The sequence below is a fragment of the Myxococcus sp. AB056 genome (assembly GCF_006547365.1).
GTDB lineage: Bacteria > Myxococcota > Myxococcia > Myxococcales > Myxococcaceae > Myxococcus > Myxococcus virescens.
Genome location: NZ_VHLB01000081.1, coordinates 1 through 22,263, shown reverse-complemented (window position 1 = coordinate 22,263; position 22,263 = coordinate 1). Strand labels below are relative to the sequence as shown.

General features: G+C 69.8%; 21 protein-coding genes. 5 read left to right on the top strand and 16 right to left on the bottom strand.

From position 1 onward, the window contains the following. Nucleotides 1–39 precede the first annotated feature (39 nt). The 3 genes from FMP39_RS28335 to FMP39_RS28325 are packed head-to-tail and all read right to left on the bottom strand — an operon-like array spanning nt 40 to nt 2,585. Entirely contained in the window at nt 40–909 is an 870-nt protein-coding gene (locus FMP39_RS28335; RefSeq protein ID WP_141593259.1) for a tetratricopeptide repeat protein, read from the bottom strand. Nucleotides 910–933: 24 nt separating this feature from the next. Continuing rightward, nucleotides 934–1,512, bottom strand: coding sequence for a TlpA disulfide reductase family protein (locus FMP39_RS28330; protein ID WP_141593258.1), 579 nt, complete (start codon nt 1,510–1,512; stop codon nt 934–936). After that, a complete protein-coding gene (locus tag FMP39_RS28325) occupies nt 1,509–2,585 on the bottom strand; it encodes a CFI-box-CTERM domain-containing protein (RefSeq protein WP_090492027.1) in 1,077 nt (358 codons plus the stop codon). Before FMP39_RS28325 ends, FMP39_RS28330 begins: the two co-directional genes overlap by 4 nt. Before the next feature lie 95 nt (nt 2,586–2,680). Here FMP39_RS28325 and FMP39_RS28320 point away from each other — a divergent pair, with 95 nt between their 5' ends. The 3 genes from FMP39_RS28320 (at nt 2,681) to FMP39_RS28310 (ending at nt 4,735) form a co-directional block, all read left to right on the top strand. After that, a complete protein-coding gene (locus tag FMP39_RS28320; RefSeq protein WP_141593257.1) occupies nt 2,681–2,968 on the top strand; it encodes a hypothetical protein in 288 nt (95 codons plus the stop codon). 86 nt (nt 2,969–3,054) lie between these two features. Next, on the top strand, nt 3,055–4,314 hold the full coding sequence (locus FMP39_RS28315; protein WP_141593256.1) for a S1C family serine protease: 1,260 nt from the start codon (nt 3,055–3,057) through the stop codon (nt 4,312–4,314). A 154-nt stretch (nt 4,315–4,468) separates the two neighbouring features. Continuing rightward, nucleotides 4,469–4,735 (top strand): vegetative protein, encoded by a 267-nt coding sequence (locus FMP39_RS28310; RefSeq protein ID WP_090492024.1) that lies wholly within the window; start codon nt 4,469–4,471, stop codon nt 4,733–4,735. A gap of 37 nt (nt 4,736–4,772) precedes the next feature. Here the strand turns inward: FMP39_RS28310 and FMP39_RS28305 are convergent, their stop codons facing one another. Continuing rightward, a complete protein-coding gene (locus tag FMP39_RS28305) occupies nt 4,773–5,504 on the bottom strand; it encodes an RNA methyltransferase (protein WP_011552166.1) in 732 nt (243 codons plus the stop codon). A 51-nt stretch (nt 5,505–5,555) separates the two neighbouring features. Here FMP39_RS28305 and FMP39_RS28300 point away from each other — a divergent pair, with 51 nt between their 5' ends. Both FMP39_RS28300 and FMP39_RS28295 read left to right on the top strand, forming a co-directional pair. Continuing rightward, nucleotides 5,556–6,143 (top strand): hypothetical protein, encoded by a 588-nt coding sequence (locus FMP39_RS28300; protein ID WP_043613242.1) that lies wholly within the window; start codon nt 5,556–5,558, stop codon nt 6,141–6,143. 71 nt (nt 6,144–6,214) lie between these two features. Beyond that, entirely contained in the window at nt 6,215–7,174 is a 960-nt protein-coding gene (locus FMP39_RS28295) for a phosphoribosylaminoimidazolesuccinocarboxamide synthase (protein WP_141593254.1), read from the top strand. A 27-nt stretch (nt 7,175–7,201) separates the two neighbouring features. Here FMP39_RS28295 and purB read toward each other — a convergent pair whose 3' ends face one another. The 12 genes from purB to infB all read right to left on the bottom strand — a co-directional run. Next, nucleotides 7,202–8,515 carry an adenylosuccinate lyase gene (purB, locus tag FMP39_RS28290; protein WP_090492021.1) on the bottom strand — a complete coding sequence of 438 codons (1,314 nt, stop codon included), beginning with the start codon at nt 8,513–8,515 and terminating at the stop codon, nt 7,202–7,204. Further along, nucleotides 8,512–9,456, bottom strand: a complete 945-nt coding sequence (locus tag FMP39_RS28285) for an ABC transporter substrate-binding protein (protein WP_186818009.1) — start codon at nt 9,454–9,456, stop codon at nt 8,512–8,514. The genes purB and FMP39_RS28285 overlap by 4 nt, the downstream gene beginning before the upstream one ends. Next, entirely contained in the window at nt 9,453–11,978 is a 2,526-nt protein-coding gene (locus tag FMP39_RS28280) for a bifunctional serine/threonine-protein kinase/formylglycine-generating enzyme family protein (RefSeq protein WP_141593252.1), read from the bottom strand. The genes FMP39_RS28285 and FMP39_RS28280 overlap by 4 nt, the downstream gene beginning before the upstream one ends. 109 nt (nt 11,979–12,087) lie before the next feature. Continuing rightward, on the bottom strand, nt 12,088–12,543 hold the full coding sequence (dut, locus tag FMP39_RS28275) for a dUTP diphosphatase (RefSeq protein WP_090492018.1): 456 nt from the start codon (nt 12,541–12,543) through the stop codon (nt 12,088–12,090). 68 nt (nt 12,544–12,611) lie between these two features. Then, a complete protein-coding gene (locus FMP39_RS28270; protein WP_194858597.1) occupies nt 12,612–13,622 on the bottom strand; it encodes a M23 family metallopeptidase in 1,011 nt (336 codons plus the stop codon). 6 nt (nt 13,623–13,628) lie between these two features. After that, nucleotides 13,629–14,426: a hypothetical protein gene (locus FMP39_RS28265; RefSeq protein WP_141593250.1), complete on the bottom strand. Its 798-nt coding sequence runs from the start codon at nt 14,424–14,426 to the stop codon at nt 13,629–13,631. Nucleotides 14,427–14,589: 163 nt separating this feature from the next. Continuing rightward, nucleotides 14,590–16,758, bottom strand: a complete 2,169-nt coding sequence (pnp, locus tag FMP39_RS28260; protein WP_141593249.1) for a polyribonucleotide nucleotidyltransferase — start codon at nt 16,756–16,758, stop codon at nt 14,590–14,592. Between the two features lie 384 nt (nt 16,759–17,142). After that, nucleotides 17,143–17,412 carry a 30S ribosomal protein S15 gene (rpsO, locus tag FMP39_RS28255; RefSeq protein WP_011552156.1) on the bottom strand — a complete coding sequence of 90 codons (270 nt, stop codon included), beginning with the start codon at nt 17,410–17,412 and terminating at the stop codon, nt 17,143–17,145. 209 nt (nt 17,413–17,621) lie between these two features. After that, nucleotides 17,622–18,491 (bottom strand): tRNA pseudouridine(55) synthase TruB, encoded by an 870-nt coding sequence (gene truB, locus FMP39_RS28250; RefSeq protein ID WP_141593248.1) that lies wholly within the window; start codon nt 18,489–18,491, stop codon nt 17,622–17,624. Between the two features lie 32 nt (nt 18,492–18,523). After that, nucleotides 18,524–18,883 (bottom strand): 30S ribosome-binding factor RbfA, encoded by a 360-nt coding sequence (gene rbfA, locus FMP39_RS28245; protein ID WP_011552154.1) that lies wholly within the window; start codon nt 18,881–18,883, stop codon nt 18,524–18,526. Continuing rightward, nucleotides 18,880–19,488 (bottom strand): DUF503 domain-containing protein, encoded by a 609-nt coding sequence (locus tag FMP39_RS28240; RefSeq protein ID WP_141593247.1) that lies wholly within the window; start codon nt 19,486–19,488, stop codon nt 18,880–18,882. The genes rbfA and FMP39_RS28240 overlap by 4 nt, the downstream gene beginning before the upstream one ends. A gap of 117 nt (nt 19,489–19,605) precedes the next feature. Next, nucleotides 19,606–22,263 (bottom strand): translation initiation factor IF-2 (gene infB, locus FMP39_RS28235; protein ID WP_141593246.1); only part of this gene is annotated, 2,658 nt, incomplete at its 5' end.

Sequence of the window (22,263 nt, the reverse complement as noted above, 5' to 3'; positions counted from 1 at the left end):
GCGAGCAGGGGCGGAGCGCCCGTGAGGCGCCCGCCCCACTCAGCGGACGGGCGCCACCCACACCTCGCCGACCCAGACCTGCTTGGGTGAGAACCGGGCGCCTTTACACGCGACGGCGACGCGGCCCTCGCACGGATTCACGTAGACGAACTTGCAGTTGCCTTCGTTCTTCAGCCACGGCTCCCGCTGCGCCTCGCAGACGTGTTCTTTGTAGTGGCACTCGTCGAGCAACTCGTTGCTCTCCCAATAGAGGCAGTGCCGCCCCGCCGGGGAGCCCCCATCCGCCGGCGAAGGCGCGTTGGGGCAGTACCCTGCCTCTCCACGCCGCGTGGGGACGGACGCGTCCTCCCGCGCTCCGGCCCCGTTGACGTGCATGTTGAAGCCCGTCTCCGCGTAGAACATCGGTGGTGTCTCCGCGTAGACGGCCTCGACGGGCGCCACCCATTCGCTGAGGCACGCCTGCAGCACGGTGCCGCAGCTCGGCTCCGAGGAGGGCAGGTCCGCGCACGGCCCGGCGCTGCGGATGGCCAGGTAGTGGCCCCGGGGCGTGGGCTGGTGCTCCAGCGTCAGGACTTCAGGCGTCACGTCATGGAACGCGGCGAGGTTGAAGTAGACGTTGGCGCGCGTCTTGGCGTCCGCGCCGCTCGCCTTGAGCGCGCGCAGGTAGACGGCCAGGGCCTGCTCTTTCCGGCCCTGCTTCTGGAGGCACAGCCCCAGGTCCGCCAGCGTTGGGCCGTGCTCCGGCGCGAGCTTCGCGGCGCGCTCGAACAAGGGGCAGGCCTCGCCGAGCTTCTTCGCCCGGTAGAGCTTCGTGGCGCGCAGACGCAGCGATTCGGCGTCCTCCGCCTTCTTCGCGGCGCCGCCCTCCGGCGTGGCCGCGAGCAGGGACAGCGCCAGGAACCAGGACATGTGAAATCCCCCCGTGCTCAGGCGTCAGGGCTGCTTCAGCGCGCGCTCGATGCGGCGGCGGATGCCGTCCTCGGACAGCGCGCCGCGCTGCGCATCGATCACCTTGCCGTCGCGGTCCAGGAAGTAGAGTGTCGGCAGCGCGCTGACCTGGAAGGCCCGCGCCACGTTGTCGTCCGCGTACACCACGTACGGCGCCAGTTCCGGCAGGTGGTTGCGCATGAAGGCCTCCACCAGCTTGGGCGCGCGGTCGCCGTCATCCCGGCTGGCCGCCACGAAGACGAGCCCCTGCGGCTCGTACTCCTTGGCCAGCTTCACCAGCGCCGGCATCTCCTCACGGCACGGCGGGCACCAGGTGGCCCAGAAGTCCAGCATCACCACCTGGCCCTTCAGGTCCTCCAGCTTCATCGTGCCGCCGCCATGGCGCGCCATCTCCATGGCCGGCGCGGTCGTCCCATCCGGCACCAGCCGGGCCCGCTGCGCCTCCAGAACGCCCAGGAACACCACGCCGCCCACGCCGAGCGCCCCCAGCAGTCCCAGTACCAGCTTCGTTCCGCCGCCCACCCTCTTCGGGGCCGGAGGCGGAGCTCCGATGCTATCCGTCACTCGAATCCACTCCTGGTCAGGCGGCCATGCACCCGCCGCAGCACCCACCGCACCCCCTCACGCGCCGCCGGGCGTCTCGACACCCACGCCGCCACGTCAGGGCCCCACCGATAGTAGCCCCGGATGAACACCCGACCCGGCGCGCTCTTCCGCAGCACGTCGTCGCGGTAGGCGCGGAAGGCCACGAGCTCGGGCGCGCCCTCGCCGAACGCCACCGTGGCCACGAAGCACGAGGACGCCGGGCTCACCCACATGAGCCGCTGGTTGGTGAGGTTCACCACCGCCTTCAGCTCGCGCGCCTCCGTGTAGACGAACGCCAGCAAGTCGCGCCGCGCGGAGGGGAACTCCTGGCCGCTGGCCTCCTCGAACTCGATGCGCGTGCTGCCCGTGGTGCCAACCTCGTCCACCGTGAAGAAGTACCGCTTGGAGCTGCGGCCGACCTCCACCTCCAGTCCGCGCAGCTCGCCGAAGTACGCCAGGAAGGGCGTGCGGCAGACCGGACAGATGAAGCGGTTGTAGGCGTGGCTGGTGAGGAACGCGTAGTCCCCCACCCGCTTGCAGCCCATGTTCGGGCACACCAGCTTCACGCTCGCCTGAGGCGCGGGCCTCGGGTCATAGCGCGACACACGCGAGCCCTTGTCAAACACCGGCGGAGGGCGCGGCGGCGACGTCACCAGGTGGCGCGTCGGGTGCGCGGCGCGCTCCAGTTCCTGCGCCCGGCGCCAGGCCGTCTCCGCGGCCTCCAGACGTCCGGCCGCTGTGTGGCAGAGCGCCTCGCCGTGGGCCAGCAGCGCGGCCACCAGCTTCTCCAGCGGGGCCACCGCCGAGGCATCCCGCCCCGCGGCCAGCGCCTCCGCCAGCACCCGCTCGACTTCGGGGAGCAGGGCCTGGGCCGCCTTGCGGGAAGGGTCCTCCGCGCGGCGATACACCGGCGGTTCGGGGATACGGACGAAGAGGGCCGAAGCCGCCGCGCGCACCCGCTCCACCGCCGCGTCGCCACGCCCTACGTCCAACTGCGCCGCCCGCTCACGGGCCGCCTGAAAGAGTTCTTCGGGTTGCAAGCGCGCGGACATTAAAGGTCCCACCCCGCGCTGTCAGCGCATTGGACACCGCGGCGGTCGGAAACTGGCCACGCCCTCTCCTTTGGTGTACGAAGAGGTAGGAGGCTGTGAGTGTGAACGCATTGAAGTTCATCGTCTGGACGTGCTGTGCGGTGGGGCTCGGCGTCTTCCTGGCTTCGGGCAAGGTGGATGGCCGCACGCCCTTGAACCACATGGAGCGAGCGTGGAGCCGCTCGGTGAACGCTTCCACGGTTGATCGGCTCAAGGACGGGCTGGAGGACGCGTACGAGGACGCCAAGGACGCCGTCGCCGGCAACAAGGATTCGTCGCCTCGTGAGCGCATCAGCGCCGAGGACCGTGAAGCGGTGAACCGCATCATCGCGCAGAAGAAGTAGTTCGCCTCCGGGCCCGCTTCCCCTGGCCTCCCCTCCTCCTTAGGTTGCACGGGAGGCGGCTGGCTGGTCGGGGTGGAGGCGGGGCCATGGGCAGGGCGCGAGGCAAGAGTGTCATCCTGTTCGCCGCGCTGGTGTGCGCGCTGGTGCTGCCAGCGCAAGCCACCGGCCGCGAGCGAAATCGGTTGTGGGTGGAGTCACAGAACCGCGCCCTCCAGAAGCAACGCTCCACGCTGAGCGACATCGCCCGGCGCGCCATGCCCTCCGTGGTGTCCATCACCACACAGCAGGCCGCCGACATGCAGGCCGTCGCCGCTGGAGAAGAATCGCAGAAGGGCATCGGCTCCGGCTTCATCATCCATCCGGACGGCTACATCCTCACCAGCGCGCACGTGGTGGAGGGCGCGGCGGAGGTCATCGTCTCCGTCCTGCACCCGCGCGGCTACGTGGAGGAGTTCGAGGCCATCGTGGTGGGCGAGGACGCCCGCACCGACTGCGCGCTGCTGAAAATCGCCGCGCCCCGCAAGCTGCCCGTGCTGAAACTGGCCTCCGCGTCGCACGTGCGCGCGGCGGACTGGATTGTCGTCATCGGCAACCCGTTCGGGCTGGCCCACTCGGTGACGGTGGGCGTGGTCAGCTACATGGGCCGCACGGACGTGACGCCCAACGGGCGCGACGGCGACTTCGACTACATCCAGATGGACGCCTCCATCAACCCGGGCAACTCCGGCGGACCGGTGTTGGACCTGCACGGTGACGTGGTGGCGGTGGCCAACGCGGTCAACGTCGCGGGCCAGGGCATCGGCTTCGCCATCCCCATCGACATCGCGAAGACGGTGATTCCGCACCTCAAGTCCCACGGCCGCGTGCGCCGCGGATGGCTGGGCATGAGCGTGCAGGACTTCTCTCCGGAGGTGGCCGAGGCCTTCAACCTGCGGCGAGGCCGCGGGGTGGTGGTGACGGACATCGTCGAAGGTGGCCCGGCCGAGCGCGCGGGCCTGCAGGTGGGCGACGTCATCGTCCGCGTGGACCAGCGGCGTGTGCGCCGGGCGCATGCCCTGCGCTGGCAGGTGGCCGCCCGGGGCGTGGGCCGCGACGTGAAGTTCCAGGTCCACCGGCTGGGGCGCCCGATGAAGCTGACCCTGAAGCTGGACGAGATGCCCTCCGAGGAGACGCCCCTGCCCACCGTGGCCAGCACCGCGCCCGGGCGGCACGCGGGGGCCCCTCAGCCGGTGGTGGACGACCTGCTGTCCCCGGTGCCTCGCTCGAAGGGCCGCCGGGCGGCTCCGCCCTCCGGGGAAGCAGCCCCTGGGACGGGGGGTTCTGGACAAGACGCCCCCGCGCCCTGAAGTCCGGATGTGTCCGCACTGAACCCTGGTTTCCCGGGCTCCTTGCGTTCGGGTGTCATGGGCGCTAGACAGTGCGCCTTTTTCCGTACCCTTGCGGCGGGTCCACCTCGGTGTGGCGCCGCGACTTCGCATCGTTTCGCAGGAGAGTTTCGCAATGGCCGAGGCCCAGACGACCCAGAAGCGCACCAGTTGGCCGCGTTTCGCCAAGAGCAATGGCAAGAAGGCGTGCACCGTGGAGGGCTGCAAGCGCCCGTACCGCGCCAAGAACTACTGCTACTTCCACTACAAGCAGTGGCGCCAGGGCGACCTGCCGCACAGCCGTTACCGCACCTGCTCCAAGCCGGATTGCCGCGTGAAGACGTTCAAGGGCGGCCTGTGCGAGAAGCACCACGGCGAGGCCTTCAAGAAGGACGCGGCGTAGACCGCGACTCGCCGTCGGCGCCGGGGCGGCCTCTTCCTCAGGTAGAGGCGCCCCGCGTCACCGCGCGCTCCAGGTGCTTGAAGGCCGTGAGCCACAGCTCCGCCTCGCGCTGGGTCAGCCGCGCACGCATCAACGTCTGCTCCAGCTCGTTCAGCACATGCTGCGGCGCCTGCGGGTTGAGGAACTCCGCGCGCAGCATGACGTCCCGCATCCGCTTCGCCAGCGCGCCCAGCGTGCCCAGCTTCGCGCCCGGCGCCTCCTCCACCGCAGCCGTGGGCGTCAGCCCCTGACGGTGACAGAGGTACAGCAGCACCGCTGACGACTGCGCCAGGTTCATGGACGGCTGCACCGCCGACGTGGGAATCGCGAGCACGTCCGTGCACCGCGCCAGGTCCTCGTCGGACATGCCGCGCTGCTCGCCGCCGAAGACGAGCGCCACGCGTCCGCGCACGCTCTCCTCCGCCAGCCGCTGCATGGCCTCCTCCGGCGTCAGCACGGTGCGTCCCTTGAGCTGGGTACGAGAAGTCGTGCCCACCGCGTACACGCAGTCCTTCAGCGCTTCGCCCAGGTCGGACGTCACCTCCATGCCTCGCAGGACGAAGTCACTCTTGACCGCGAGACGCTCCGCGCCCTCGATCGACTTCAGCACCGGCTCGGACAAAATCAGCCGTGAGTACCCGAAGTTGGCCATGATTCTGGCCACAGCCCCGAGGTTGTCGGTTGAACGCGTCTGATGAAGGACAACGGTAAGCTGCTCCCCTGGCCGCATGCGCTGAGTTTAGCTGGTTGATCCCGAAGCAGATCGGTATATTCCCGGTTGATGCGTCGCTGGCTCCCTGGGTTGCTCCTCTCTCTCGTGACGGTCCTCACCGCGTGTGGTGAGGCGGGTGCACCTGTCCGTGCCACGATGAGCGCGCGGCAGGCCCTCACCAACCCGCCGGAGTTCCTCGAGTTCGAGGCGCCCTCGACGCGGCTGGAACTCTTCCGCGAGGTGGCCCGGCAGTCCGTCATCGAGGCCGGACAGGCAGCCCAGGCCCTGGTCCTCTTCCCGGTCAGCCATCAGGGCGAGCTGCTCGCCGCGCCGGGCTTCGATCCGAAGATGGACCTGTTCCAGGCCCCCGACGCGGGTGCGCCCCTGGAGCTGGTGTTCGAGTCTGGCGGAGAGCGTTGGCCGGATGACCGCCGCGAGGGCCTTCAGGGCCTCTCCGAGCGTGAAGCCGCTGAGCTGGTGGCTCGCACGCTGCTCGCCCACTGGGGCATCGCGCCGAACAGCGCGGTCCAGGTGGACCGGGCGTCGGGCGCGCCTTACGCGGTCGCTTACGTGGACGGAATCCTGCGCATCAACCCAGCTTTCCTCTACCTGGCAGCAGCGTACGGTCCTTCTTCCCTGCCCGCTTCGCTCCAGTAGAGTCGCGCGCCTCAAGTCAGGCCCCGTTTCCTCTCGCCCTTCCCGCGAGAGAGAGGGGCCGCGAGGCGACAGTGAATACCTCCGCACTTCACGCGCAGCTTCCCCTCACCCTCCAGCAGACGGACCTGCCCGCGCTCGGCCAGCACTACCGTGGCAAGGTTCGCGAGACCTACCGGCAGGATGACCGGCTCATCCTGGTGACGACGGACCGGCTGTCCGCGTTCGACCACATCCTCACCACCATCCCCTTCAAGGGCGAGGTGCTCAACCGGCTGGCCGCGTTCTGGTTCGAGCGCACGAAGCACATCGCCCCCAATCACGTGCTGGACGTGCCCGACGCCAACGTCACCGTGGCGCGTGCCTGTCAGCCCTTCGCCGTGGAAGTGGTGGTGCGCGGCTACCTCACCGGCAGCCTGTGGCGCGACTACCAGAAGGGCACGCACACCGCCTACGGGCTGCCCTTCCCGGACGGCCTGCGCAAGGACGAGGCCTTCCCCGCCCCCCTCATCACCCCGTCCACCAAGGCGGAGTACGGCCTGCACGACGAGCCCATCTCGGAGAAGGAGCTTCTGGCGCGGGGCCTGGCCACGCCTCGTGACTGGGCGCGCATCTCCGAGGCCGCGCTGGGCCTCTTCGCGGAGGGCCAGAAGTGGGCGCGCTCACGCGGCCTCATCCTCGTGGATACCAAGTACGAATTCGGCAAGGTGGGCGACACGCTCTACGTCATCGACGAGATGCACACCCCGGACTCCAGCCGCTACTGGGTGGCCGACGAGTACGAGGCGCGCTTCGCGAAGGGCGAGGACCAGCGCATGCTGGACAAGGAGAACATCCGCCAGTGGCTCATCCGCGAGCGGAACTTCTCCGGCCAGGGCACGCCGCCGCCCATCCCTGACGACGTGCGCGTGGACCTGGCCACGAAGTACGTGGCGGCCTACGAGCACATCACCGGCACCACGCTGACGCTGGAGCCGGGTGACGTGAACACTCGCATCGAGCGCAACCTGCGTGAGAAGGGCTACCTGAAGTAGCCCTCCTCCATCGCCGGCACGGGGCGCCTACGCGCTCCGGCCGAACACGCGCTGGAAGACGTCGTCCATGTGGCGCGTGTGGTAGCCCGGGGAGAAGCAGTCGGAAATCTCCTCGGGCGTCATCATCTTCCGCAGGTCCTCGTCCGCGAGCAGGGCCTGCCGGAAGTCGAGTCCTTCCTCGTACAGCTTCATCGCGTTGCGCTGGACGATGACGTACGCGGCCTGCCGGTCCATGCCCTTGCGCGCCAGCTCCAACAGGAGGCGCTGCGAGTTCACCACGCCGCCCAGCAGGTCCAGGTTCTTCTTCATCTGCTCCGGGTAGACGCGCAGGTCCTCCATCAGCCGCGCGAAGCGGATGAGCATGAAGTCCGCGAGGATGGTCGCGTCCGGGCCGATGACGCGCTCCACCGAGGAGTGGGAGATGTCCCGCTCATGCCACAGCGCCACGTCCTCCATGGCGCTCACCGCATAGCCGCGCAGCAGGCGCGCGAGGCCGGTGAGGTTCTCCGACAGAATCGGGTTGCGCTTGTGCGGCATGGCGCTGGAGCCCTTCTGTCCCGCGGTGAAGGGCTCCTCCGCCTCACGCACCTCGGTGCGCTGGAGGTGGCGAATCTCCACGGCGAACTTCTCGATGCTCGAGCCCAGCAGCGCCAGCGCGGTGAAGAACTCCGCGTGCCTGTCTCGCTGCACCACCTGGCTGGAGGCCGGCGCGGGCTTGAGGCCCAGCTTGCGGCAGACGTGCTCCTCCACCGCGGGCGGCAGGTGCGCGAAGGTGCCCACCGCGCCGGAAATCTTCCCCACGGCGATGACGTCCCGCGCGTGCTCCAGGCGCGTCCGCGCACGGCGCAGCTCGTCGTACCAGATGGCCAGCTTGTGGCCGAAGGTGATGGGCTCCGCGTGGATGCCGTGGCTGCGGCCCATCTGCAGCGTGTGCTTGTGCTCGAAGGCGCGCTTCTCCACCGCGGCCATGACGCGGTCCACATCCTTCAGGATGAGGTCCAGCGCGTCACGCAGCGTGAGCGCCAACGACGTGTCCAGTACGTCCGACGACGTCATGCCCAGGTGCAGCCAGCGCGCGCTGGGCCCCACCCGCTCTTCCATGAAGGTGAGGAACGCGATGACGTCGTGCTTGGTAGTGCGCTCAATCTCCTCGATTTTCGCCGCGTCCTCGGGCGTGAAGTCTCCGGCGCGAGCCAGGCAGTCCTGCAGCGCCTCGCGGGGCGCCAGCCCGGCCTCCACCATTCCCTCCAGGGCGGCGAGCTCCACGTCGCGCCAACGGCTGTAACGGGCCTCGTCGGACCAGAGGGAGGACATCTCCTGACGGCTGTATCGCGGAATCACTCGTAGACCTTCACGGCAAAGTCCCGCCGCGCCGCGAGCCGGAGGAGTTCCAGCACGGCGTCGGAGGACGGACCCAACTTCCTGGCGGCGGTGAGATTGAGAGACAAGTCCAACCCCTCAGGCTGAACCACCGCCAGCGCTCCTGGATTCACCTTCTCGTGGATGATGCGGTTGGCCAGCCGCCCGGCCTGCTGGCCGATGGCCGTGGGACTGGGCGAGAGCGCCAACGTGGCCCCTTCCTTCACCTGGCTGGGCGTTAGAGCGGCCAACGGTACGCGGTGCACCGCCGCGAAGGCGATGAGCGCCTGGACGACCGCCGCGTTGCCCACCGTCTTGTCCGCCACCATCAGCAGCGCGTCCACCTTGCCCACCGCGCCGTCCAACGCCTTCTCCGCCCGGCCCCCCGCCTCCAATTCCAGCGGGAGGATGGACATGCCCCTCGAGGCCGCCGCCGCGCGGGCCTGCGTCACCGTCCCCGCGGAGAACCGCGGGTCATGCAGGATGCCCACGCGCTTCACCTTCGGCGACACGGCCTTCAGCGCCTCCAGCTCCGGCCCCATGTCGCTGGTGAGGGAGATGCCGGTGACGTTGGCGCCATCCAGGCCGTACTTCTCGTAGTAGGGCACCATGGCGAAGAGGACGGGCACGTCCTCGCCCAGCGAGCGCCGTGCGGCGTTGGCGGCCAGGGGCCCCAGGGCCAGCACCAGCGCGGGCTTCTGCGCCGCCAGCTTCTTGAAGAGCCGCGCGGCAGCGCCCGCGCTTTCGTCCAGCATGACCTCCTGCACCTCGGCCCGGGCCTCCGCCGCGAAGCCAGCGATGACGGAGGCGTACGGCGCCAGGTGGGCGGACTTCACCGCCACCACGCGGGGACGGGCTGGCTGCTGCGCCACGACCGCCGCCGGAAGCAGCGCGACGAGGAGCGCGGCGACGCAGCCCTTCATTGCCGCACGCTCGCGCAGCAGCGAAAGCCCACCGCGTTCGAGCGCACGGTGGGCACGCCGTTGCTCCGCGCCGAGCAACGTGACGCCGGGTCCGGCTGGTCGAAGGCGCCGCCCTTCAGCGCGTAGGCCTGGGCGCCGACGCGGGTGGCCGTCCACTCCGCCGCGTTGCCCGCCAGGTCCATCACCGCGTAGCCCGACTTGCAGCGCTCGAAGCGCCCGGAGGCCGCCAGTCCACCCGGGCTCGCCGCGGTGTTGCACGCGCCCACGGCCTGCTCCTCGCCGAAGGGGAACCGCGAGTTGCCGGGGCCCTTGCATGCCTTCTCCCATTCCTCTTCCGTGCAGAGCCGCTTGCCCTCGCGCTCGCACGTTCCCCGCGCCTCTTCCCAGGCCACGGCCACCTTCGGCATCGCGCCAGCCCGGTTGGGGAACTCGTACTCATCCACGCAGAACGACGACACCTGGATGCTCGCGACGGGACGCTCGTCCGGGCTGGCCAGTGCGTCATCGTCGCTCCGGCCCATCTTGAAGGCACCGCCACTCACCAGCCGCATGCCCGCGGGACAGCCGCCCACGGGCGCCGCCAGCGCTGCCGCGCCACCGGACCCGGCAACAGGCGCCGTCCCCTGCCCTCTGGACTTCTGCAGCGCCTTGATGGCCAGGAAGCCCCCGCCCGCGCCCAACGCCAGGCAGCCGAGGACGAGCAACACCAACCTCAACATGGAACGCTGGGGCTTCGCCGCGCGCGTGGCGGACCTGGTGAGCACCGCTCCGCGAGGCGCGGCGCGAGAACTGGAGCCTTCCGACGGCTCACTCCGCTTCGCGCCGGAACGAGCGCCCGGCTCTGGCACCTCCGAACCCCGGCGGCGGGTGCGAACACCTGAGTCCTCGGAGGCACGGCCGCGAGCACGGCTGCCGGTGTCCTCGGCGCCGCCGTCTCGCGAACGAGACGACGCCTCGTCCTGCGCGCCGTCGCGAGCACGCGACCGGGAGCGGCCCACCGCGGGCGCGGCGTCCAGCGTGGGCGCGGCGGGGCGCCCCGCGGGCACCGCTGGCGCCTCGTCCAGGGTCATCGCAGTGGAGCGGCCATCCGTCACCGCGGGGGCATCCACCTGCGTGGGCGCGGTGGAGCGGCTCAGCGCCGCCTCGGACGCGGCGCCACGCTCACTGGTGTCCTCGGAGTCCTTCCGCGCTGGCGCGGCGCGCGAGGGCACGGGCGGAGATGACGCAGGCCGCGAAGCACTGCTCTGCGCCGACGGTGCCGCCTTCGCGGCGACGACGGGTGGTGCGATGAAGGGCAGCGCCTGCTCCGTCAGGTGCTGCGGCGCGGGCGAGGCCGCGGGCCTGCCCCGCCCCATGATGGCGGCCAGCGACGCCGCGTCCAGCGGCTGCGTGGCATCCACCGGCGGCGGCAGGTCCGGAATGGGCGCGGGCGGCTTGGGCGCGGCGACACCGGGCGGCGGAGGCAGGTCCTCCTCCTGCACGGCCGGGAGCATGCCCGTGGGCACCGGGGGCGGAGGCCTCGCCGCCTGCCTCGCGGTGTTCGCGGCCGACGAGCCCGGAGGCGCCGGGAGGCTCCGTGTGCGCGACACCACCGCGGCCGGCGTGCGCGCCAGGATGTTGGAGAACTCGGTGAGGAACTCACCCGCCGTCTTCGGACGGGCCAGCGGGTTGAAGTTGAGCGCGCGCCGGTACAGTGCCTCGATGGAGGTCGGCAGGTCCGGGTGGTGCATCGTCAGACCGGGGATGACGCCGTCCTCGGGCACGAGCCCGGTGAGCATCTCCCCCACGATGGCCGCGAGCGAGTACACGTCCATGCGCGTGTCCAGCTCGCCCCCGCCCACGTACTCCGGCGCGATGTAGACGTCCGCGCGCTGCCCCTTCTGTGCCTGCACGAAGGGCAGGTGCGGCACAGCCAGGCCCAGGCCGTAGTCCGTCACCTTGAGCAGGTCCGGCAGGACGATGACGTTCTCCGGCTTGACGTCGGAGTGCGGTCCGAAGCGGTGCGCCGCGTCCAGGGCCGCCGCCATCTGCGACAGCAGCGGCTCCACTTCCTTCAGCGAGAAGAGCTGCCCCCGCGCGGTGCGCTGCTCCATCATCCGGCGCAGCGTCATGCCCTCCAGCAGCTGCATGGTGATGAAGGGCCGGTCCCCATCCACGCCCTCCTCGTACACGCGCAGGAGGTTCGGATGATTGAGCTTCTTGGCCACGCGCATGGACAGCGCGAACTGCATGCGCTCCTCGGGCTGCTGCACCAGGCGCGGGTGCACCGCCTTGAGCGCCACTTCGACGTCAATCTCCTCGTCCTGGGCTCGGAAGACGAAGCCCATGGGCCCGGAGCCCACCACTTCCCGGATGGCGTAGCGGCCGGCGACGACGTCCCCTGGCTTGTAGGGTGCGCCGTCCGCACCGCGCCGGCGAGCCGCCCCGGCGGGAGGACGCGCCGAGGCATCGTGCTTCAGCCCACAGGTGGGGCAGGTGTCTTGGGAGGCAGGAACGAGGCTGCCGCAGCGGTAGCAAAGCAAAGCTGGCGTACTCCAGGAGGCAGTCGGGGGGCCACCTCGGGGGAAGGCCCAGCCTCTTATTCTGCACGCTCCCCTGTCATCAAGGAACGCCGAGCGAGGAAGTCAGCAACTAGCGCCCCGTGGACCCGAAGCCATTTCCACCCCGGGAGGTTTCCTCCAGTAGCTCCACCTCCTGGAGGGAGACCGGCGGCACGGCGGCCACCACCAGTTGGGCCACACGGTCGCCCCTGCGCAGGGTGAAGGGCTCATGGGAGAGGTTGATGAGGATGACCTGCACCTCCCCCCGGTAGTCCGCGTCCACAGTCCCCGGCGAGTTGAGGAGCGTGACGCCATGCCGCAGCGCCAGGCCCGAGCGCGGGCGCACCTGCCCTTCGTACCCAGGGGGTAGCGCGAGCGCGAGCCCAGTGGGCACCGCCAGCCGCTCCAGGGGCCCCAGCACCCGCTCCCCGTCGATGTCCGCGCGCAGGTCCAGGCCCGCGGCCTGTGCCGTTTCGTAGCGGGGAAGTGGCAGGGGCTCCGCATGGGTGCGCACGCGGCGCACCTTCACCGTGAGGGGGGAAGACATGCGCTGGGACTAACACAGCTGCCGCCGCTTCGTGCCACGGCGGCGTGACAACCTCGCGTGTCGGCCCCTCAGGGCGCGGGGTCCTTCGCCACGGGCCGCAAGGCGGTGCGGAACTTCAGCGGGTCCATGGGCCGCGCCGCCAGTTCCAACTGGTAGTGCAGGTGGGGACCGGTGGAGCGCCCCGTGTTGCCCGAGTGCGCCACCCGTTCTCCCCGGCTCACGCGCTGTCCCACCTTCACCAGCAGCTCCGAGTTGTGACAGTACGCCGTCGTGACGCCCCGCCCGTGGTCCACCACGAGCACGCGGCCATTCACAGCGTCCTCGCTGGCACGCCGGACGACGCCATCCGCCACCGCCACCACGGGCGTCCCCACCGGCACGCCCAGGTCCACACCGGTGTGCATCTTCCGGCGCCCCAGCACCGGGTGGAAGCGCTCGCCGAAGGGACTCGTTACACGCGCGCTCTCATCAACGGGCCACGCGAGCCCGAAGGCGGTGGCCAGCGCCAGGGCCTGCGCGGCGCCCACGGACGCGTCCTCGAAGCCCGGCGGAAGCTGTCCCGACAGGCGCTCCAGCGTGGGCGCCCCACCCTCCGCCTCCACCCGCTCCAGCGCATAGCGCGCGGGGACTCGGCCCGCGAAGAGCGCCGTGAGCCGGGCCTCCGCTCCTGGAAAGTCCTTGGACAGCGCCGTATGCAGGCTGCGCGCGGCCGCCGGACCCGTCTGCGGATCCAACAGCGACGCTGCGGGGACGCCCAGTTCCGCGGCCAGCTCCAGCGCGGGCTGGCGGGCTCGCACCTGGGCGCCCTTGAGCGCCAGGTGAGTTCCCCAGGCCAGGGCCTCCGCGTCACTGAGGGCCCGAGACAGAGGCACGTCGGGAGCCATCAATGGCGGTGACAGCGAGGTGCCACTGACGCCGTCGTAGTACGCGAGCAAGGGCCGCGCGCTGCTGCGCGTCCCCGTGGCCCATGCCGTGGCCTTGCGCACCAGCGCGCCCGCGGGCGTGTGGTGGTACGCCGCCCACAAGCACAGCGTCGCCATGAAGAAGTCCAGCAGTCCTTTTGCCTGGCGCGGGAACATGGGCACCTATCGGAAGAAGGACAGCACGGGCGTCGCATCCACCACCGCCGCCACGGCCAGCGGCACCACCACCGCGCAGCCCAGCAGTCCGCGCCGCAAGGCCGCTCTGCCTCCGGCTTCCTCACACACCGCGTCCGCGTGTTGCAGGTTGCGCAGCACCGCGCGCCACCCGAGCGAAACCAGGACGCCCACCAGCGAGGCCACCGCCAGTGCCCGCGCCGCCACGTCCGCGGCGCCGTCCCCGAAGAGTTCACGCCAGGAGAGGTACACCGAGCCCTGGATGAGCCTGGCCACCGCGCACGCGCCCGCCAGCACCACGGCCGCCGTCGCCAGAGGCCGCAGCCACCGCATGGGCGTGGGCTTGCGCAGGCACCGCGACCACAGCTGACGCCACGTCGGACGCGCGGCCTTCTGGGGCTCCAGCACCACGCGCCATGCCTCCGCGGGAACCGGTGCGGCGGACTCCCGGTAGCCCAGCGCGGGCAGCGCCAGCACCACGTCCGCGGCCAGCTCCCATGCGAGCGCGAGGAAGCGCGCAATCCGGGTGCGCTGCTCCAGCGACACCCACTCCACCAGGGGCGCCGTCAGCTCGTATCGGCCCACGAGCGCGTCGAAGCCCGCGTCCACCCGGTCCACCAGCGCCAGCAACCGTTCATCCAGCGTGTCCGCCGCCGAGTGCACCCCCACCGCGACCAGCGCGACCAGGCCCAGCGGCATGAACGCCCAGCGGAAGGCCCCCAGGAAACGGGAGACGTCCGCCAGGAAGGGCGTGGACGACGACGCAGGCGGTGGTCGAGGTGGCAAACAGCCTCCGTGCGGATGGGGCTCGCACCTCAACGCACGGCCCGCCCGGAAGTGTCTAAGCCACCCTGGCCCGAAACGAAAACACCCCCTCCCGCGCGGTGGCGGAAGGGGGCGTCATGAGCGCCGGGCTCTCAATGAAGGAGCCCGGGCTTTCGGGCGCGAATCAAGCCTTGGCGTCAGGCTGCGTGGGCGCGGGCGCCGGCTGCGCGGCGGCCTCACCGACGGCGGCGCCCTGCTGCGCGGCGCGCTCCGCCATGGCCTCCTTGCGCGACAGGCGAATCTTGCCCGTCTTGTCGATGCTGACGACCTTCACCAACACCTCGTCGCCCTCGTTCAGCACGTCAGAGACGCTCTTGACGCGCTTGTCGGACAGCTCGGAGATGTGGATGAGGCCGTCGGTGCCCGGGAACAGCTCCACGAAGGCGCCGAACTCGGCAATCTTGCGCACCGTGCCCGTGTAGATCTTCCCGATCTCCGCCTCGCGGGTCAGCGCCTGAATCATCGCGATGGCGGCCTTCACGGCCTCGCCGTTCGCGCTGGCGATGTCCACGCGGCCCGAGTCCTCGATGTTAATCGCGGCACCCGTGCGGGCGATGATGTCCTTGATGACCTTGCCGCCCGGCCCGATGACGTTCTTGATGAACTCGGGACGAATCTGGATGGTGGTGATGCGCGGCGCGTACTGGCTGATCTCCTTGCGGGACTCGGCCAGCGTCTTGAGCATCTCACCCAGGATGTGGAGGCGGCCCAGACGCGCCTGCTCCAGCGCGCGGCTCATGATCTCCGTCGTGAGGCCGGTGATCTTGATGTCCATCTGGATGGACGTGATGCCCTTCGAGGTGCCGCACACCTTGAAGTCCATGTCGCCCAGGTGGTCCTCGTCACCGAGGATGTCGGAGAGGATGGCAATCTTGTCGCCCTCCTTCACCAGACCCATGGCGATACCGGCCACGGGGGCCTTGAGCGGAACACCCGCGTCCATCAGCGCCAGCGTGCCGCCGCAGACGGAGGCCATGGACGAGGAGCCGTTGGACTCCAGGATGTCCGACACCAGGCGCACCGTGTACGGGAAGGACTCGCTCTTCGGCACCATGTTGCGCAGCGCGCGCTCCGCCAGCGCGCCGTGGCCGACTTCACGGCGGCCCGGGCCACGCAGCGGCTTCGTCTCGTTCACGCTGAACGGCGGGAAGTTGTAGTGCAGCATGAAGCGCTTGAAGGCCATGCCGCCCAGCATCTCCAGGCGCTGCTCGTCATCGCTGGTGCCCAGCGTGGTGACCACGAGCGCCTGCGTCTCGCCGCGCGTGAAGACGGCGCTGCCGTGGGTGCGCGGGAGCACGCCCACCTCGCACGTAATCGGACGGACCACGTCGTGGCCACGGTCGCCGATGCGGCCACCGTTGACCGTCATCTCGCGCATGTGCTCGTACTTCAGGTCCTCCACCACCGACTTGGCGTGCTTCTCCACCAGGGGGGTGTAGCCGTCGCCCAGCTGCTCCTTGAGCTTGGCGAGCGTCTCCTTCTTCGTCTTGCCGAGCGCCTCGTAACGCGCGCCCTTCTCCTTGATGCCGTAGCCCGCCTTGATGCCGTCCATGGCCAGCTCGCGCACCTTGGCGCGCAGGCCCTCGTCCACGGCGGCGGGCTTCTCGAAGGAGCGAACCTGCTTGTTCAGCTCGCGCCGCAGCTCGTCCTGCAGGTCCAGCGCGGGCTGCGCCGTCTTGAAGCCGAAGTCGAGCGCCGCGACCATGTCGGCCTCGGAGACCTCCTCCGCGCCACCTTCCACCATGACGATGGCCTTGCGGCTCACCGCCATGACCAGGTCCAGGTCGCTCTGCTCGCGCTGCTTCGCGGTGGGGTTGGCCACCAGCTGACCGCCGACGCGGCCCACGCGGATGCCGGCGATGGGGCCGTCGAACGGGATGTCCGACACCCACAGCGCCGCGGAGGCGCCGGTGATGCCGTGGATGTCACCCTCGTTCTCCGGGTCGGAGGAGATGACGCTGGCGATGACCTGCGTCTCGTACGCGTAGCCTTCCGGGAACAGCGGGCGGCAGGAGCGGTCGACCAGGCGGCTGGCCAGCGTCTCCTTCTCCGTGAGGCGGCCCTCGCGCTTGAAGTAGCTGCCGGGGATGCGGCCGGCCGAATACAGCTTCTCCTGGTACTCCACCGTCAGGGGGAGGAAGTCGATGTCCTTCTTCTCCCGGGCGCTCACCGCCGTCACCAGCAGCATGGTGTCGCCATAGCGGACCACCACGGAACCGTCGGCCTGCTTCGCCAGACGACCCACTTCAATGCTCAGCTCGCTCTCGCCAATCTTGACGCTCTTCTTCAACATGTCCGTGCCTCTGGATCCTTCAGGGGCGAAGACCCCACCGCGCGCACCCGGTCCGAGAAATGGACCCGGCACCCCGGGAGGGCCCTCGGGGTGTTTGAGCGGTCACCAGGGCCTGGAACAGGCGCCAGTTGAGGCAACCGCCAGCATGTACTGCGGAGGGCGCTTGCGGAGCGCCGGAGGGATGTCTCGGAACTTTTGATCCCTGGTCGCAGGGGCTGACCGCGGTCAGCCCATCCGAACGGAAACCAAAACCTCCGCAGCCACCACTCCCTTGCCCGCCTCCACCCACCGCGCTTCGACTGCTTCACGTCACTGCATTACGGCCTATGTCCTAAACGCGCGGGGCGCTGGATTCCGCCAGCGCCCCGGGTCCTGCTCAACTGCCTACTTGCGGATGCCGAGGCCGTCGATGAGCTTCTTGTACCGCGCGACGTCCTTGGACTTCAGGTAGTCCAGCAGGCGGCGGCGCTGACCGACCAGCTTCAGCAGACCGCGGCGGGAGTGGTGGTCCTTCTTGTGCGTCTTGAAGTGCTCGGTGAGCATGGTGATGCGCTCGGACAGCAGCGCCACCTGGACCTCGGGGGAACCCGTGTCCGACTCGTGGGTCCGGAACTTCGACACCAGCTCCGACTTACGCTCCTGGTGCAGCGACATGAGACTCTTCCTTGCCCGCTCCGGTGGAGGTTGCTGCTCGCGTCACCACGGTCCGCGGAGGGGTACAGACCGGGTGCATCCTTCTGACGAGCGGGGGGCTTATAAGCTTCACCCCCCGTGGGGTCAACCTTCGACGCCTGCCCGCCAGCCCCGGAAAGTCCGGGACTGCGAGAAGACGTACAGCCACAACCCCGCGAAAAATCCCGGCGTTACACCAGGACGCGCAGATAGCGCAGGCGGCCACCGGCCACTTCGGCCACCGCCAGCAGCGCGTCGTCCGGGCCCATGACGCGCACCCGTCCCACCTTCCCGGCGGGAACCTCCACCGGGACACCATGGGAGACGCGCTTGGCATCGACGGCGCCCACCCGGACCTCCGGCAGCTCCACCAGCGCATGCGACATGGTCATCAGCCGGCTGGCCAGCGCGCCCTCCTTCAGCAGCTCCGGCACGTCCGCCAGCGGCAGCGCCTGCGCCAGGGTGAAGGGGCCACTGGCGGTGCGCCGCAGTGCCTCCAGATGGGCACCACAACCCAGCGCCCGGCCCACGTCCTGGGCCAGGGTGCGCACGAAGAAACCCTTGGAGCAGCGCACCGACAGCTGCAGGCGCTCGGCGGAGAAGTCCCGCAGCACCAGTTCGTATACCGTCACCTGGCGGGCGGCTCGCTCCACTTCCTCGCCCGCACGGGCCAGTTCGTAGAGCCGCTTCCCGCCCACCTTGACGGCCGAATACATGGGGGGAACCTGGTCGAAAGTGCCCCGGAAGCGCGCCAACGCGGATTCAATCAGCGCGGGCGTCAGGGCGGGTACGGGCGCCTGCGCCGTCACCTGCCCTTCCGCGTCCAGGGTGTCCGTCTCCGAGCCCAGGCGCACCGTGGCGTCGTAGGCCTTGTCGCCCTCGGTGATGAAGCCCGCGACCTTGGTGGCTTCCCCCAGGCAGAGCGGCAGCACTCCAGTGGCCAGCGGGTCCAGCGTCCCCGTGTGGCCCACCTTCTTCAGGCGAAGCAGCGAACGCACCTGGCGGACCACGTCGAACGACGTGGGACCGGTGGGCTTGTCAATGACGAGGACGCCGTCCATGGCTCGCCAATCGTGGAGGCCCGGAGCTGGACCTACCAGCCTTCCTTGTTGCGGACTTCGCGCAGCAGCCGGTCAATCTTGTCACCTTCGCCCACCGATTCGTCGAAGGAGAAGAAGATTTCCGGCGACACGCGCAGGTTGACGGCGGACGTCACCTCGCGGCGCACGAAGCCCTTGGCGGCTTCCAGGCCCTTCTGCGTGTCCGCCCGTTCCTGCTCGTTGCCCATCATCGAATAGAAGACACGGGCCACGCGAAGGTCGGGGGAGACCTTCACGCCTGTAATCGTGATGTAGCCGATGCGCGGATCCCTCAGCATGCCCCGGGTGAGCAAGTCACCGATGGCCGCCTGGATTTCCTGCCCCACGCGCTCCGGTCGGGAATGCGTCGTCATTTCTTCTCCCAGTCTCGCGGGTTGCGCAGGGAACGGGCCCGAGCCCGTGCCTCGTCGAACGTCATCCGTCCACCGCTCGACGGAGACGGGCGGCCTGTGCCGCCATCCATGCCACCTTCATGGCGGCTTTCCCACTCTCCCAACCCCTCCGCCTCCGCGAGCGAGCCGCGCTCGCCGCGCAGGAAGCGGGCAATGGCGGCCTCCGAATGCGCCGCCGCCTGCTCCGGGGAAAGGTCCAACTCCTCCGCGTCCTCATCCACGGCCTGCGCCGAGAAAGAACCTCGCGAGGCCGCCTGGCCGCTCGCGAAGAGCTGGTCCCCGAAGCCGAGGATTTCCGTCTCCCGCGACAACAGCGGGGCGACGTACATCTCCTCGACGGAGTGGATGATTTTCTCCAGTTGCTCGTCCACGTGGCGTCGCTCGTTACCCACCACCGCGAGCGCCAGTGACGCCTTCTGCCAGAGATCCTGGTCCTCGACCTCGGCCACCGCCACGTTGAAGCGGGCCTTGAGCCGGTCCGTCACCCGGCGGAGCACCTGCCGCTTGGACTTCAGCGAGCCACTGTCCGGAATCTGCAGGGTGAGGCGTGCGACACCTACGAACATGAATGTCCCCCTTGCCACGGGTGGCCACGCCCGAAGGCGGTGGCAACCCGGGCATCAGCACCCTGGGAAGATGGGGTCTTCCCAGGGTTTCAGGGAGGCGCCGGGGCTCTCCTGCAACTAGGTGAGGCTCTGCCGAGTCTCTTCGATCTCGTACGCCTCGATGATGTCACCGGGCTTGAGGTCGTTGAAGCTCTCGATGCCGATACCGCACTCGAAGCCCTGAGCGACTTCCTTGACGTCGTCCTTGAAGCGCCGCAGCGACGCCATCTTCCCGGAGAACAGCTGCTTGTTCTCGCGCATGAGGCGGACGAAGGCGCCGCGCTTCATGACGCCATCCAGCACCGCCGCACCGGCGATGGTGCCCAGACGCGGCACGTTGAAGGTGTTGCGCACCTCCGCACGGCCCAGCTTGCGCTCGGTGCGGATGGGCTCCAGCAGACCCTCCATCTCCGTACGAACCCCGTCGATGAGCTCGTAGATGATGGAGTAGCTCTTGAGCACCACTTCCTGGGCCTTGGCCGCGGCCTCCGCCCCGGACTCCGGGTTGACGTTGAAGCCCAGCACGACGCCCTTGGAGGCCGCCGCCCGCATCACGTCGCCCTCGGTGATGGCGCCCACACCGGAGTGGACCACCTCCACCTTGACCTTGTGGGTGGAGAGCTTCTGGACCGCCTGCTTGACGGCCTCCGCCGAGCCCTGCACGTCCGCCTTGATGACGACGCGCAGCTCCTTGGGACCACCACCCGCCTTCGTCTTGGCGAACAGCTGCTCCAGGGACTCGCGGCTGACCTTGGACAGCTCGGTCTGCCGCTCCTTCATGTTGCGGTGCTCGGCGATCTGCTTGGCCGCCTTCTCGTCCGCCACCACGTTGATGGCGTCACCCGCGCCCGGCACGCCGGACAGACCGACGACCTCTGCGCAGTAGCCCGGCTTCACTTCCTTCACCTGCTCGCCGCGGCTGTTCGTCATCGCGCGGACGCGGCCGTAGTGCGAGCCAGTGACGACGGCGTCACCCAGCTTCAGCGTGCCTTCCTGCACCAGCACCGTGGCGACAGGGCCACGGCCGCGGTCCAGCTTGGCCTCGATGATGGCGCCCACCGACGGACGGCTCGGGTTGGAGGTCAGCTCGAGCACCTCGGCCTGGAGGGCCAGGTTCTCCAGCAGGAGCTCCAGGTTCTCCTTCGTCTTCGCGGAGACGGGCACCATGATGGTCTCCCCGCCCCACTCTTCCGGCACGAGCTCGTGGGTGGCCAGGTCCTTCTTCACGCGGTCCAGGTTCGCGGTCGGCAGGTCCATCTTGTTGATGGCGACGACGATGGGCACCTCCGCCGCCTTCGCGTGCTTGATGGCCTCCACCGTCTGGGGCATCACGCCGTCGTCCGAGGCCACCACCAGCACCACGATGTCCGTCACGTCGGCGCCGCGGGCGCGCATGGACGTGAAGGCCTCGTGGCCCGGCGTGTCGAGGAACGTCACGTCACCGCGCGCGGTGGTGATGCTGTACGCGCCGATGTGCTGGGTGATGCCACCCGCTTCGCCCTGCGCGACGCTGGCCTTCCGGATGGCGTCCAGGAGGCTCGTCTTGCCGTGGTCGACGTGGCCCATGATGGCGACGACCGGCGGACGGGGACGCTCGTCCTCGGGACGGGCCTCCACCTCGGGCAGGTAGTCCTCCACCTCGAAGCCCACGCGGTCGATCTTCCAGCCGTAGTCGCCGGCGATCATCTCCGCAGTGTCCGCGTCCACCAGCTGGTTCGCGGTGGCCATCTTCCCCAGGCCCATCAGCTTCTTGATGAGCTCGGCGCTGCGCACACCCATGCGCTGGCCCAGGTCGGACACGGAGATGCCCTCCTGCAGCTTGATGACCTTCTTCTCCTCGGCCATCTGGGTGATCTGCGTCTTGGCGCCCTTCTTCGTGGGCTTGCGCTTCTTGCCACGGATGGGGATGGTGACGCGGCCCCAGACCATGTCCGTCAGTTCCTGCTTGGACACGCTCTGCGTATCACCGCTGGTGCGCTTGCGCTGGCCACGCTCCTTGTTCTTGGAGACGTCCACCAACTCGCGGCCACGGCCCAGGTGGTCCGGGACCACCTTGTACTCACGCCGCTCGGGGATGCCCGTGCGGCCCGGCGCCATGGGGTACTGCTTGGCCTGACCGGCCGTGGGCGTCACGCGGCGCACCTGGATGAGCGGGCGCGAGATGACGACGGCCTGGGTCGCCGTGGGACGGGCTGAGCCCGTGGGCGACACCTGGGCGTGCGGCACGCCGCCGACCATGATGGTGGGGCCCTGCGGCGTCGGAGAGGCAGAGGCCGAGGCCTGCACACCCGTGCCGGGCGCCGAGGTCGGACGCACCGGTCCCTGACCGGGACGGCCGGCGCCCTGATACGAGCCCGGTCCCTGGTAGGACGGACGCCCACCCGGACCGCCGGGACGACCACCCGGGCCGCCCGGACCACCGGGACGACCACCGGGGCCACCCGGACCACCCGGACGACCACCCGGGCCGCCCGGACCACCGGGACGACCACCCGGGCCACCCGGACCACCGGGGCGACCACCACCGGGTCCACCACGCTGCTGGTAGCCAGGCGCAGGGCCCCGGGAGACGACGGTCGCGGACGAAGAAGTGCTCGAAGGCGTCCGGACTGCCGGCGGTACCGGTGAGCGTGGGGGGGGTTGGGGCAAGGTGGTGCTCTCCTGAACAGAGGGACGAGGCTGCGCGGCGGCGGGAGCCGGCACGGCAGCGCGGGGAGCCTCCACCGGGGCCTGAGG

What these genes read in the sequence shown, in the direction of transcription:
- FMP39_RS28335 (WP_141593259.1), bottom strand. Translation starts at nt 909, where the DNA reads ATGTCCTGGTTCCTGGCGCTGTCCCTGCTCGCGGCCACGCCGGAGGGC.
- FMP39_RS28325 (WP_090492027.1), bottom strand. Translation starts at nt 2,585, where the DNA reads ATGTCCGCGCGCTTGCAACCCGAAGAACTCTTTCAGGCGGCCCGTGAG.
- FMP39_RS28315 (WP_141593256.1), top strand. Translation starts at nt 3,055, where the DNA reads ATGGGCAGGGCGCGAGGCAAGAGTGTCATCCTGTTCGCCGCGCTGGTG.
- FMP39_RS28310 (WP_090492024.1), top strand. Translation starts at nt 4,469, where the DNA reads ATGGCCGAGGCCCAGACGACCCAGAAGCGCACCAGTTGGCCGCGTTTC.
- FMP39_RS28305 (WP_011552166.1), bottom strand. Translation starts at nt 5,504, where the DNA reads ATGCGGCCAGGGGAGCAGCTTACCGTTGTCCTTCATCAGACGCGTTCA.
- FMP39_RS28300 (WP_043613242.1), top strand. Translation starts at nt 5,556, where the DNA reads ATGCGTCGCTGGCTCCCTGGGTTGCTCCTCTCTCTCGTGACGGTCCTC.
- FMP39_RS28285 (WP_186818009.1), bottom strand. Translation starts at nt 9,456, where the DNA reads ATGAAGGGCTGCGTCGCCGCGCTCCTCGTCGCGCTGCTTCCGGCGGCG.
- dut (WP_090492018.1), bottom strand. Translation starts at nt 12,543, where the DNA reads ATGTCTTCCCCCCTCACGGTGAAGGTGCGCCGCGTGCGCACCCATGCG.
- FMP39_RS28270 (WP_194858597.1), bottom strand. Translation starts at nt 13,622, where the DNA reads ATGTTCCCGCGCCAGGCAAAAGGACTGCTGGACTTCTTCATGGCGACG.
- pnp (WP_141593249.1), bottom strand. Translation starts at nt 16,758, where the DNA reads ATGTTGAAGAAGAGCGTCAAGATTGGCGAGAGCGAGCTGAGCATTGAA.
- rpsO (WP_011552156.1), bottom strand. Translation starts at nt 17,412, where the DNA reads ATGTCGCTGCACCAGGAGCGTAAGTCGGAGCTGGTGTCGAAGTTCCGG.
- truB (WP_141593248.1), bottom strand. Translation starts at nt 18,491, where the DNA reads ATGGACGGCGTCCTCGTCATTGACAAGCCCACCGGTCCCACGTCGTTC.
- rbfA (WP_011552154.1), bottom strand. Translation starts at nt 18,883, where the DNA reads ATGACGACGCATTCCCGACCGGAGCGCGTGGGGCAGGAAATCCAGGCG.
- FMP39_RS28240 (WP_141593247.1), bottom strand. Translation starts at nt 19,488, where the DNA reads ATGTTCGTAGGTGTCGCACGCCTCACCCTGCAGATTCCGGACAGTGGC.